This is a genomic window from Vibrio sp. THAF190c (genome assembly GCF_009363355.1).
Classification (GTDB): Bacteria; Pseudomonadota; Gammaproteobacteria; order Enterobacterales; family Vibrionaceae; genus Vibrio; species Vibrio fortis_A.
The window spans coordinates 493,431-505,491 of the sequence record NZ_CP045338.1; the positions used below are offsets into that span (position 1 = coordinate 493,431).

The 12,061-nt window shown below is 47.0% G+C and carries 11 protein-coding genes; 2 read left to right on the forward strand and 9 right to left on the reverse strand.

Annotation, left to right across the window (positions count from 1 at the left end; translation table 11 throughout):
* Nucleotides 1-10 precede the first annotated feature (10 nt).
* Entirely contained in the window at nucleotides 11-3,241 is a 3,231-nt protein-coding gene (gene carB / locus FIV04_RS02235) for a carbamoyl-phosphate synthase large subunit (protein ID WP_152468148.1), read from the forward strand.
* 186 nt (nucleotides 3,242-3,427) lie between these two features.
* Nucleotides 3,428-4,207: a TSUP family transporter gene (locus FIV04_RS02240; protein WP_152468149.1), complete on the forward strand. Its 780-nt coding sequence runs from the start codon at nucleotides 3,428-3,430 to the stop codon at nucleotides 4,205-4,207.
* On the opposite strand, the gene FIV04_RS02245 is transcribed toward FIV04_RS02240, so the two are convergent.
* The 9 genes from FIV04_RS02245 to FIV04_RS02285 all read right to left on the reverse strand — a co-directional run bounded on the left by FIV04_RS02245 (nucleotide 4,158) and on the right by FIV04_RS02285 (nucleotide 11,938).
* Nucleotides 4,158-5,003 (reverse strand): LysR family transcriptional regulator, encoded by an 846-nt coding sequence (locus FIV04_RS02245; protein WP_152468150.1) that lies wholly within the window; start codon nucleotides 5,001-5,003, stop codon nucleotides 4,158-4,160. The two genes, FIV04_RS02240 and FIV04_RS02245, sit on opposite strands and share 50 nt — an antisense overlap.
* Before the next feature lie 61 nt (nucleotides 5,004-5,064).
* Nucleotides 5,065-5,637 (reverse strand): flavodoxin family protein, encoded by a 573-nt coding sequence (locus FIV04_RS02250; RefSeq protein ID WP_152468151.1) that lies wholly within the window; start codon nucleotides 5,635-5,637, stop codon nucleotides 5,065-5,067.
* Nucleotides 5,638-5,640: 3 nt separating this feature from the next.
* The gene (locus tag FIV04_RS02255; RefSeq protein ID WP_152468152.1) at nucleotides 5,641-6,054 is read right to left on the reverse strand and encodes a VOC family protein; all 414 of its coding nucleotides are present in this window, start codon (nucleotides 6,052-6,054) and stop codon (nucleotides 5,641-5,643) included.
* A gap of 216 nt (nucleotides 6,055-6,270) precedes the next feature.
* Nucleotides 6,271-6,891 (reverse strand): TRIC cation channel family protein, encoded by a 621-nt coding sequence (locus FIV04_RS02260; protein WP_032553131.1) that lies wholly within the window; start codon nucleotides 6,889-6,891, stop codon nucleotides 6,271-6,273.
* Nucleotides 6,892-6,965: 74 nt separating this feature from the next.
* A complete protein-coding gene (btuF, locus tag FIV04_RS02265; protein ID WP_253895393.1) occupies nucleotides 6,966-7,787 on the reverse strand; it encodes a vitamin B12 ABC transporter substrate-binding protein BtuF in 822 nt (273 codons plus the stop codon).
* Nucleotides 7,788-7,815: 28 nt separating this feature from the next.
* Nucleotides 7,816-8,769, reverse strand: coding sequence for a cobalamin biosynthesis family protein (locus FIV04_RS02270; RefSeq protein ID WP_152468154.1), 954 nt, complete (start codon nucleotides 8,767-8,769; stop codon nucleotides 7,816-7,818).
* A gap of 10 nt (nucleotides 8,770-8,779) precedes the next feature.
* Nucleotides 8,780-9,475, reverse strand: coding sequence for a 5'-methylthioadenosine/S-adenosylhomocysteine nucleosidase (mtnN, locus tag FIV04_RS02275; protein WP_032553134.1), 696 nt, complete (start codon nucleotides 9,473-9,475; stop codon nucleotides 8,780-8,782).
* A gap of 115 nt (nucleotides 9,476-9,590) precedes the next feature.
* Complete coding sequence (locus FIV04_RS02280; protein ID WP_152468155.1) at nucleotides 9,591-10,019, reverse strand: DUF1499 domain-containing protein; 429 nt, start codon at nucleotides 10,017-10,019, stop codon at nucleotides 9,591-9,593.
* Between the two features lie 161 nt (nucleotides 10,020-10,180).
* On the reverse strand, nucleotides 10,181-11,938 hold the full coding sequence (locus FIV04_RS02285) for a sulfite reductase flavoprotein subunit alpha (RefSeq protein ID WP_152468156.1): 1,758 nt from the start codon (nucleotides 11,936-11,938) through the stop codon (nucleotides 10,181-10,183).
* Nucleotides 11,939-12,061 lie beyond the last annotated feature (123 nt).

Sequence of the window (12,061 nt, forward strand, 5' to 3'; positions counted from 1 at the left end):
GTAGTAGACAATGCCAAAACGTACTGACATTAAAAGTATTCTAATTCTAGGTGCTGGCCCGATCGTTATCGGCCAAGCATGTGAGTTCGATTACTCTGGTGCTCAAGCTTGTAAAGCGCTTCGCGAAGAAGGTTACCGAGTTATTCTAGTTAACTCGAACCCAGCGACCATCATGACTGACCCTGATATGGCTGATGCAACTTACATCGAGCCAATCCAATGGGAAGTTGTTCGCAACATCATTGCGAAAGAGAAGCCAGACGCAGTTCTACCTACAATGGGTGGTCAAACGGCTCTTAACTGTGCACTAGATCTTGAGAAGCACGGCGTTCTTGAAGAGTTCGGTGTAGAGATGATTGGTGCAACGGCTGACGCTATCGATAAAGCGGAAGACCGTTCTCGTTTCGATAAGGCGATGAAGTCTATCGGCCTTGAGTGTCCACGTGCTGACACTGCGAAAACCATGGAAGAAGCTTACGCTGTTCTAGATATGGTTGGCTTCCCTTGTATCATCCGTCCATCGTTCACTATGGGTGGTACTGGCGGTGGTATCGCATACAACAAAGAAGAGTTCGAAGAGATCTGTCGTCGCGGTTTAGACCTTTCTCCAACAAACGAACTTCTAATCGATGAATCTCTAATCGGTTGGAAAGAGTACGAGATGGAAGTGGTTCGTGACAAAGCGGACAACTGTATCATCGTATGTGCGATTGAAAACTTCGACCCAATGGGTATCCACACGGGTGACTCAATCACAGTTGCACCAGCACAGACTCTAACAGACAAAGAATACCAACTGATGCGTAACGCATCTCTAGCGGTACTGCGTGAGATTGGTGTTGAAACAGGTGGCTCAAACGTACAGTTTGGTATCAACCCGAAAGATGGCCGTATGGTTATCATCGAGATGAACCCACGTGTATCTCGCTCTTCTGCTCTAGCTTCTAAAGCGACAGGTTTCCCAATCGCTAAGATTGCAGCGAAACTGGCTGTGGGTTACACATTAGATGAACTGCAAAATGACATCACGGGTGGCGCAACACCAGCATCATTCGAACCAACAATCGACTACGTAGTAACTAAGATTCCTCGTTTTAACTTCGAGAAATTTGCAGGTGCTAACGACCGTCTAACGACGCAAATGAAGTCTGTTGGTGAAGTTATGGCTATCGGCCGTAACCAACAAGAATCGCTACAAAAAGCACTTCGCGGCCTAGAAGTTGGCGCGACTGGCTTTGACGAAATGGTTGACCTAGATGCGCCAGACGCACTAACAACAATTCGTCACGAACTAAAAGAAGCGGGCGCAGAGCGTATTTGGTACATCGCGGATGCATTCCGTGCGGGTATGTCTGTAGATGGCGTATTCAACCTAACGCAAATCGACCGTTGGTTCCTAGTTCAAATCGAAGACATCGTTAAGCTTGAGCAAGAGCTTAAAGCGAAAGGCTTTGCTGGATTGAACAAAGACGAGCTTAACAAGCTGAAGCGTAAAGGTTTTGCTGATGCACGCCTATCTAAGATTCTAGGTGTTGCGGAAAGCGAAATCCGTCGTCTACGTGACCAATACGACATCCACCCAGTGTACAAGCGCGTTGATACGTGTGCGGCTGAGTTCTCTTCTGATACGGCTTACATGTACTCATCTTACGATGACGAGTGTGAAGCGAACCCAACAGACAAAGACAAGATCATGATTCTTGGTGGCGGTCCAAACCGTATCGGTCAAGGTATTGAATTTGACTACTGTTGTGTACACGCATCACTAGCTCTACGTGAAGATGGTTACGAAACTATCATGGTTAACTGTAACCCTGAGACAGTTTCAACGGACTACGACACGTCTGACCGTCTGTACTTCGAACCAGTAACACTGGAAGACGTACTAGCAATCGCTCGCGTTGAGAAGCCAAAAGGCGTTATCGTTCAGTACGGTGGTCAAACACCACTGAAACTGGCTCGCGCACTTGAAGCAGCTGGCGTGCCAATCATCGGTACTAGCCCAGATGCAATCGACCGTGCAGAGGACCGTGAGCGTTTCCAAGTTGCAGTTGACCGTCTAGGTCTTCTACAGCCAGAAAACGCGACAGTAACGACGATGGAGCAAGCGGTAGAGAAATCTCGTGAAATCGGTTACCCACTGGTTGTACGTCCTTCTTACGTACTTGGTGGTCGTGCGATGGAAATCGTATACGACGAGCAAGACCTACGTCGCTACTTCAACGAAGCAGTAAGCGTATCAAACGAATCTCCAGTTCTACTAGATAGCTTCCTAGACGACGCAGTTGAAGTCGATATCGATGCTATCTGTGACGGTGAGCGTGTGGTTATCGGCGGTATCATGGAGCACATCGAGCAAGCGGGTGTTCACTCAGGTGACTCAGCATGTTCTCTTCCTGCATACACGCTAAGCCAAGAAATCCAAGACGTAATGCGTGAGCAAGTTGAAAAGCTAGCATTCGAGCTAGGTGTTCGCGGTCTAATGAACACGCAGTTTGCTGTGAAGAACAACAAAGTATACCTAATCGAGGTGAACCCTCGAGCAGCGCGTACAGTACCGTTCGTATCTAAAGCAACAGGCGCGCCAATCGCTAAGATTGCAGCACGTGTTATGGCGGGTCAATCTCTAGAAGCCCAAGGCTTTACTAAAGAAATCATCCCACCATACTACTCTGTTAAAGAAGTAGTACTACCGTTCAACAAATTCCCTGGTGTTGACCCACTGTTAGGCCCAGAAATGCGCTCTACAGGTGAGGTTATGGGTGTTGGTGCAACGTTCGCAGAAGCATACGCAAAAGCAGAACTAGGCTGTGGCAATGTTTACCCTGAAGGTGGTCGTGCGCTACTTTCTGTTCGCGCTGGTGATAAAGAGCGTGTTGTTGACCTAGCATCTAAGCTGTCTAAGCTAGGTTACCAACTAGATGCTACACACGGTACTGCGGTTATCCTAGGCGAAGCGGGCATCAACCCACGTCTAGTGAACAAGGTACACGAAGGTCGTCCTCACATTCTTGACCGTATCAAGAACAACGAGTACACCTACATCGTGAACACTGCAGCTGGCCGTCAAGCGATTGAAGACTCTAAAGTACTTCGTCGTGGTGCTCTAGCAGAGAAAGTGAACTACACAACAACGCTAAACGCAGCGTTTGCAACGTGTATGGCTCACACAGCTGACGCGAAAACAACGGTAACTTCAGTACAAGAGCTACACGCTCAGGTTAAAGCTTCTGAAGCATAATCGCTGTTAAACGGATATAAATGTCGCAAAGGCCGCTCAGTTGAGCGGCCTTTTTTATGTGAGGTGTACGAACTAAGAGCGTGAAAGTAACGATGAAAAAATGGAATAGGTCACTGTCTTGTGTTTCGTTGTTTTCATTTTTATTTCAGTGGTAATTTGTGCTCTCAACGTTAAGGAGTGAGACACATGGACATTACCATTGAGATTCTAGCCATACTGTTTTTTGTGGCGACAGCTGCAGGCTTTATTGATGCGATGGCTGGTGGTGGTGGACTGTTGACACTCCCAGCGCTTCTGGCCGCAGGCGTTCCGCCGACTCAAGCATTGGCGACCAATAAACTGCAGAGCTCGTTCGGCAGTTTTTCCGCAAGCTGGTACTTTGTGCGCAATGGTATCGTGAGTATCAAAGAGATGCGTTTCGCTATCTTGTGTACCTTTATCGGCTCCGCGATTGGTGCCGAGTTAGTCCAATACATCGATGCGAGTTTGCTCACTAGCTTGATCCCACTGCTACTGATTGCGATCTCACTCTATTTCCTGTTAGCCCCACAAACTAAGAGCAGCGAAGGGAAGCAACGTATCTCGGAGGCGATGTTTGCGCTGTGTGTTGGTGGTGGTGTGGGCTTTTATGATGGCTTCTTTGGACCGGGTACCGGTTCTATCTTCACGGTCTGCTTTGTCGCAATTGGTCACTTCTCTTTAGTTGATGCGACTGCGCGCACCAAAGTGTTGAACTTTACATCGAATATTGCCGCACTGATCTTCTTCATTATTGCTGGCCTACCAATCTGGGAGCTTGGATTAGTGATGGCTGTTGGTGGCTTTATTGGTGCACAATTAGGTGCCAAGGTAGTGGTCACTAAAGGACAAAAGTGGATTCGTCCTTTGGTGATTGTGATGTCAATGTTGATGGCTTCTAAATTGCTTTGGGAACAGCATCAACAATGGATTCTATCAGTGCTTTAACTCGCGGTGATTGATAGCTATTTGGTCGCACACAGATGTGAATCGGGCGAATCAAGTTTTTGAGCTCTTCAAAACTAAACAGATATTGAGGGGCAATATTGAGGGTTTTGACGATTGATAGAGGAATCAGTGCAGGGCCTGTTCCACCAAGCGCCAGCTGTGCGGCTGCGGTATAAGCATCCATCTCCATTAGCGGTTTAACACCAAACTTCTCAAGCACGGACAATTGATAGCTATTGGCTGGATTGGTCATGTCATTAGTGATGACACGCTCTGGTAGACACTCTAAATGTGTTGAACTCACAATGTAGAATGGTTCGTCGAATAGATGAAAGGTCATCAATCCGTGATGAGGGGGAAGTACCCCGGCACACAACCCCAGAGTCGCTTTCCCTGATTGCACTCGTTCTATGATCCGTGGTGTGTGGTTGGTGGTGATGGTGATGTATTTATCATGTTGGATAAAGTCGCCCATCATTTTACCTAAGTAGCCAGCAATCAGTGATTTAGAGCTATCTAAGGTGATTAGCGTGGTGTCTTCTAGCTCTTGCTGTTCATAGATCAGTCCGCGTAACTCATTAAACGCAGGGCCGATACTCTCGATAAGAGCAACGCCATCTGGAGAGAGTTTAATCTGTCGCCCATTGGGTTCGATCAGCTTTTTACCTAACTTCTTTTCTAAATTAGCAATGCGTTTGCTGACTGCAGATTGACTGATGTACAACAAGCTACCAGTGCGGCTCATGGTTTTTGCTTTGCTGAGCACCAGCAGTGTTTCAATACCTTCAAGTAGCATAGAGTTATTGATGAAAGTTGGGAATAATACCCCCCAACTTATCTCAATCAGACCTTGGGCTCTACTCTTTACTTGTCAGTTCTTGAACTAGCGTTGCGATTCTGGTGCCGTAATATCGAGCAGTGAGTAGGTCATTGCCATTAACGCTCTCCTCCCCATCATCGATACTCGACACCAAACCGATGTTAGAGCCTGTACGATTGAGGCCTAAATCATCGGTATGCTTAGAGGCATCGAGTCCAATCCATAACATTCCATGCTGACACGCCAGTGTGAAGAAACTCAATAGTGTTTGTTGTTGCTCTCCATTGAGACTGCCGCCCGTGGTAAAGCCTGCGGCGAATTTATTACGCCAAGCTTTAGCACAGTAGGGCTCACTGCTGGCGTCCATAAATGCCTTAAATTGCGCCGCTGGGCTACCCATGTAAGTTGGGGAGCCAAATACAATTGCATCGCACTCTCCAAGTCGCTTGAGCTTCTGTTCGTTGATGTAGCGACCCTCTACAATTTCACTGGGTAGCACCTCAATCATGGTGACGGATTGAGATTGAGCCTCGACACCTTCGGCGAGGGCATGGGCGACAGCTTTCGTTGCACCACACTTAGAGAAGAAAACAATACCGATCTGACTCATTGGTTAATCCTCGTAGCGATTTTTGTTTTCAGCATCCTGAGTAAGGTACTCAATGAACTCCCACTCAACACCGCTTGCATCGTAAAAATAGACGCGCTTGCGAAACGGATTGTCCTCTCCGATATCATTCTGTTCATAACCAGCAGCTAATAAGCGTTTCTGAACACGATCAACGTCATCAACAACGATACCAATGTGATTGATGCCTACGTCTAGATAAGGGGAGCGATCGGTTTGCTCTCTTGCAACGACCTCTTGAAGTGCAATGTAGCTGTCGTCAGTACCGATATGGCACCAGCGATAATTTGTTTGTCCACGGTGGCGCTCTTTAAATTCAGGGATCGCGGTTTGGATAAATTGGATGGCGTCATCAATGTTACTGACGGTGATATTTGCGTGTTCAACATAAGCCTGCATGGGAACCTCCAGTGTTCTCTAATTAGTAAATAAATAACTTTATAAAGCTATTTGTTTACTAATATAGTTCAAAAAATGACTAAGTAAATAAAAAACTTTATTTAATCTGCTTTGTTTTGCTAAGAGCAAGTTTGAGTGACGGAAGAGGATCGACAGGCACAAAAAAGGCTCCGGAGAGCCTTTGATTTTTGTTATGAGGTTCAAGCGCTTAGAGTACTATTTGTTGAGGGCAAATGTTGGCAGAGATAGGTGCCATCGAATTGCTCCTAGACGAATCAATAGGGTAGAGAAGACACCGGCTAGGAAAGCTGTCTCGGAGTCTTGTCCCATGCTAAGAGCCGTTGTGTGGAATACACCACCGATGATACATGCTGTTGCGTACACTTCGCTTCGTAGGATCATTGGTACTTCTCGAGCCAGTACATCGCGGATAATACCGCCGCCACAGCCAGTAATCACACCCATGATGATCGCAACCAGTGCTGAGTCTTGATAGCTCAACGATTTATCTACACCAATGCCAACAAACACAGCTAAACCGATAGCATCACACACAGGCAGAATCCACCATGGGAGACGTTTCGGACGTCTTACGATGATCATTGTCAGCAGACAGGTAATAAGGATAACCCACAGATACGTGGTATCGGTGATCCAGAATACGGGAGTCGCACCCAACGCCATGTCGCGAATAGTACCGCCACCAATAGCAGTCACACTGCCTAGAACGGCGACACCAAATGGGTCCATTTTCAAGCGGCCAGCGACAAATACGCCTGAGATGGCAAAAATAGCCGTACCGAATAAGTCGATAAAGTAAAGCAGCATGGAGTCCATGATACTGATGCTCTTAAAGTTTAAATTGTAGGGACAGGTATACGGCGAATTGTACGAAAAATCGCATCAAATAGTTAGCGATTTTGACGTGCTTTATCAAAGTAATCGCACACCTGTTGGATAGCTTGTAGTGTTCGTGTTGTAGGGCGGTTTATCCAGTCAGAATTGAGTGACCAAATCTGCTCTTTTTCAACTGCTGGGATCTCATCACCCCAATCGCTCCACATGGTGCCGTTCTCAATGGCATGGCGAGAGGTGAAGATAACCTCAGGCTTTTTCAGTACCACTTGTTCAATGCTCACTTGCGGGTAAGAGGTCGCAGCGTCTTCGAAAATGTTTTGGCCGCCACAGAAATCAAAGACCTCACTTGGCCAATGACCTTGTGCAACAGTGATGATCGGTTTCTCACTCAACTGGTAGAAGTATTGAACTGGCTCGGCGTCTTGATACTTAGCCCTGAGCTGCTCAAGCTGTTCCCGATAAGCTTTGGCGTTGCTGAGTCCAACGCTAGGGTTGCTAGAATATTGGCTGAGGTGCTCAATATTACTGGCGATACTGTCTAGGCTCTTGGTTTGTGAGTAGTAGATCTCTAAGCCAAATTGTTTGAGCTTCGCAAGCTCTCTCGGTGGATTGCCTGCGGGCCAAGCCAGAATCAGATCGGGTTGAAGCGCGATGATCTTTTCGACTTTTATCCCTTGATAGTTGGCGACCTTAGGCAGTTTATCAGCTTCGGGTGGGTAGTCGCTTCTTTCGCTCACTGCAATCAAGTTGTCACCCAGTCCAGCACTGTAAGCCAACTCTGTGGCGTGCGGGGCAAGACTAACGACACGCTTTGCTTCGCTATGAGTTTCTGCCTGTGCACTGGATTGCCATAAACAGAGTGAAAGTGCAGAAATAGCTGCACAAGAGAAAGAAAACTTCACATTAAATCCCTTGGTGAATAATCAGTAATAGAGCACTTTGAATCAGTAGCCACGCCAATATCCGCCAAGCGAGCATTTTTTGCAGTTGGGCTAAGTGCAGCGCTGATGGTGCAATTCGACCACCCAGTTTGGCTCTTACCGCTTTAACATTGTCATAGATTGCTGGACCACCCAGGGATAGTTCGAGTTTATTGCCCGCTGAAGTGATAAGCCAAGCAGGGCCTGGCAGTGGCCAAGAACGACTCTGAGTCAGCATCATCGAGAAGGTATTACTTGCGTTGTGCCCAACCACAATCATCAAGGCAAACAGTCGTAATGGAATAAACTCTAGAACCGCGACCACTTTCACTACGCTTGAACCAAATGGAGCAAAGCGTTGTCGGCTTGGTGACCAAGCGCGTGCCAACTCTGCGGTCAAACGATACATGAGCGCCGCAATGCCTCCACCAATGGCGTACCAAAAAAGCACGCAGATGACGTTGCGACCGTAACCCATAATCAGAGTTTCGGCAGAGGCTTTTCCAAGTCCCAATGTAGACAGCGTATCGGTTTGTCGATTAACCACAGGCGCGAGCAGTTTGCGTGCTTGCGGCTTATTATCCTGACTGAGTGCGCGAATCAGTTGGCTTGCAAGCTTCTCGTTGTTGCGCCAATCGATGGCAAGCAACAGAAGGGCAAGTTCAAATAGTTGCGGCTGCCACATCAGAGGCTTGAGGGCGATAAGCAGAATGAGAGCAGGAAAACACATCAACAACCAAGCTAAGGTTCCAGAGATTAAGCTCTGCGAGTAGTTGCGATTGTTGTTTACCTTGTCAGCGAGCAGTTCAGCGAACTTGTGCCAGAGAGTAACTGGGTGAGCGCTGTGAGGAATCGGTAAGATTAAATGAAAGAGCAGTGCCCCCCACATAACGAGGAGCACGCCATTTGCAAATACCTGATCAAACAGTGTTTGCATCTTGAGTGACTTATTTAAGTAGGTCTACCATCTTAATCACCATCTCAGAAGAGCTCTTCGCTGCTAGCGGTAGGAACTCTTCAAAGCTCATTGGTGACTCTTTGTCTGCTACGTCAGAGATGGCGCGAACGACAACAAACGGTACTTCGAATTGGTGACAAGCTTGTGCGATTGCAGATGCTTCCATCTCAACTGCTACTACAGATGGGAAGTGCTTGCGGATGAACTCTTGGCGCTCAGCCGTGCAAACGAAAGCATCACCAGTACAGATTAGGCCGCGCACTGCGTGTGTGTCTTCCATTTGTGCTAGTGCTTTCTCAGCAACGTCCATTAGCTTTGCATCTGCTTGGAATGCTGCTGGTTGACCTGCCATTTGGCCGATCTCGTAACCAAATGCTGTCACGTCTGCATCGTGGTGACGAACTTCAGTAGAGATAACCACATCGCCTAGGTTAAGCGTTGAATCAAAACCGCCTGCAGAGCCAGTGTTTAAAACCACGTCTGGTTGATATTCACTTAGCAGGATAGAAGTACCTACCGCAGCCGCTACCTTACCAATACCAGATTGCAGTAACACAACATCAACACCATTTAACTGACCTGAGAAAAAGGTACAGCCGCCTTTTTTCACTTCTGTCATCTCTGTGATTGCTGATTTTAGGATCGCAACTTCTTGCTCCATTGCGCCAATGATGCCGATTTTCATGTGTAGTCTCTTAATAAGGTTGTTTTTACAATAGGGTGAAATTGTAGCATGGAAGAGAAGCATCAAGCGACAGCACTTGTGCACTTCTCTTCGGTATCAAAAATAGTGGGTATGATTACTTAATTAGCCCAGCTTTTGTCAGCTCTGCTCGTAAGGTATCCACGCGTTTGCGGTTCACGCCAAAGTCCGAGTGACCGGTACGAGACTCTGAACGAACCAAAAGGTTATTGCCTTCAACTTTGAGTTCTAAGTCATCGACAAAACGCATGATCTTGCTAGTAAATTCAACACGTAAGTAATCGTCATTCTTTACGGCCGTTTTGGTTCTAGGCTGCTGCAAGATGACCGCTTCAATCTGAGACAGGCTGACGCCATCAGCGAGAGTAAATGGAGCAATGTTGTGTTGTTCACGAGAGTCTTGAGTTGAGACACAGTTAGGCTTGTCGCCACATGGGTTGTTGGTTCTGTCTTCCATTGTTTGATTTCCTTGACTACAGCCTGCGAGGCCGATAAGAAGGGTGGAGAGCAAGACGATTTTTTTCATTGTTTTTTCCTTTGTCTTTAATGGGAGTATACGGCTTACCCATTGATGATCGTCATAATACTAAGGGTTAATTATATGACTTAAAAAGGAAAAAGGATCCCTAATGAGATCCTTTTATTTTTAATGTGTTAGCTAGAACTTAAAGACCTATAGCAAAAGACCTAGTAAACATCACGGACGTAGCGTTTCTGTTTTTTGAGCTGATTGACGTACGCTTTAGCGCCATCATCATCGAGACGACCATGTTCAGCAACAATCTCATGCAGTGCTTTATCGACGTCTTTCGCCATGTAGTAGGCGTCGCCACAGACAAAGAAGTACCCGCCACGCTCTAGCCAAGCAAATAGCTCAGCGCCGCTGTCGCGCATCTTATCTTGTACATACACCTTCTGTTCTTGGTCACGTGAGAACGCGAGATCAAGTCGCGTCAGTACCTCTTTCTGTTGCAAAGCTTCGATCTCTTCTTGGTAGATATAATCGGTAGCGCTATTGCGGTCACCAAAGATCAACCAGTTGTCACCAGGAGACGCTTGCACCTCACGCTCTTCAAGGAAAGCGCGGAATGGCGCGATACCTGTCCCTGGACCTACCATAATCATTGGCGCTTTATCATCTTCAGGAACTGCAAAGTTTTTGTTTGGTGCAAAGTAGCAAGGGACTTTCTTACCCTCTTCAACGAGGTCTGCAAGCCATGTCGAACAAGTACCGTTGTAGTCTCGTTCACCACTGTTATAACGCACGCTGCCAATGGTGAGGTGAACTTCATCGTTATGTTTGTTTAAGCTTGATGAGATCGAGTAAGCGCGTGGTGCAATTGGTCTTAGCAAAGATAAAATCTCAGCCAGTGACAACGACACGGTTGGATAAGCTTTTACAAGATCGAGGATATCTTTACCCCATAGGAAGTCGTTCAGTGCACTGGTATCGTCACTGCCTAACATCTGGATCACTCGGTGATCGCTGGCTGCTTCTGCAAGAGCTTTGACTAGCTCTTTTGATGGCGTTCGGATATCTAGGTAACTGGTGAACAGCTCACGCAAGCTGTGGTTTTCGCCATTCCATGATGGCTTCTCATCACCGCTGAACTGGAAGTGATCGAGTAGCGCGCTCACTAACTCAGGTTGGTTTTCTGGGATCACATTAAGAGCATCACCCGGTTTGTAGAACTCGCCCGAGCCCTCTAGTGAAAGCTCATAGTGTACGATCTCTTTACTTGAGCCTTGTTTGGTCAGCATACGCTTATGTTTAAGTGTTGCTTGCAGAGGGTTCTTACGACCGTATTTGGATTTTTGCTTTGCTGCCGGTGATGAGCCAGATACCGCTTCGCTATCCACCCCCTGTGCTGCGATAGCTGGTAGGGTAGCGATCATCCACTCTTCTGCAGGTTGTTCAAAGTCGATGTCACAGTCGACACGGTCAGTTACACGTGTTGCCCCAAGCTCAACCAATCGCTCATCCCACTCTTTACCTGCCAAACAGAAATCGTCATAGCTGGTGTCACCCAGAGCCAGAACCGAGAAGTAGGTGTTACTAAGTTGAGGTGCATTGTCACTGCTCATGGTTTCCCACAAAGTCTCTGCATTATCTGGATGTTCACCCTCGCCGTAGGTACTGGTGACAATCAGAATACGCGATGACTTAACAAAGACTTGCGCGTCAACGTCATCCATATCTTGAACGGTGGCAGTTAAGCCGTACTCTTTAGCTTTCTCTGCAGTGTCATAAGCAACGCTCTCTGCGTTACCTGTTTGTGAACCATAGAGGATGGTTAGCCCTTTTACTTGAGGCTTAGACTCCGCATGTACAACGGACTCTTCTTTAACCAAAAGGCGTGAATGAAGGCCTGAAAAGAAGCCCGCCAACCAAGTCTTTTGGTCTTCATTAAATGGTATATCTTGTGGCAAATGAGGTACTTTCATTTTTCTTCCTATCTAATACTTCGCCTATCCCTTAGGCGATAATACTCGTCATATTTGAATCTACAGCGTTGTTAACTGCTCACGTTCACCCTAATCACATAACAAAACTATGCTCATAGGGCT

Bases quoted from the DNA above. Each gene is read 5' to 3' on its own strand.
- FIV04_RS02260 (WP_032553131.1), bottom strand. From the start codon at position 6,891: ATGGACTCCATGCTGCTTTACTTTATCGACTTATTCGGTACGGCTATT.
- FIV04_RS02245 (WP_152468150.1), bottom strand. From the start codon at position 5,003: ATGCTACTTGAAGGTATTGAAACACTGCTGGTGCTCAGCAAAGCAAAA.
- FIV04_RS02240 (WP_152468149.1), top strand. From the start codon at position 3,428: ATGGACATTACCATTGAGATTCTAGCCATACTGTTTTTTGTGGCGACA.
- FIV04_RS02255 (WP_152468152.1), bottom strand. From the start codon at position 6,054: ATGCAGGCTTATGTTGAACACGCAAATATCACCGTCAGTAACATTGAT.
- FIV04_RS02270 (WP_152468154.1), bottom strand. From the start codon at position 8,769: ATGCAAACACTGTTTGATCAGGTATTTGCAAATGGCGTGCTCCTCGTT.
- mtnN (WP_032553134.1), bottom strand. From the start codon at position 9,475: ATGAAAATCGGCATCATTGGCGCAATGGAGCAAGAAGTTGCGATCCTA.
- FIV04_RS02280 (WP_152468155.1), bottom strand. From the start codon at position 10,019: ATGAAAAAAATCGTCTTGCTCTCCACCCTTCTTATCGGCCTCGCAGGC.
- carB (WP_152468148.1), top strand. From the start codon at position 11: ATGCCAAAACGTACTGACATTAAAAGTATTCTAATTCTAGGTGCTGGC.
- FIV04_RS02285 (WP_152468156.1), bottom strand. From the start codon at position 11,938: ATGAAAGTACCTCATTTGCCACAAGATATACCATTTAATGAAGACCAA.
- FIV04_RS02250 (WP_152468151.1), bottom strand. From the start codon at position 5,637: ATGAGTCAGATCGGTATTGTTTTCTTCTCTAAGTGTGGTGCAACGAAA.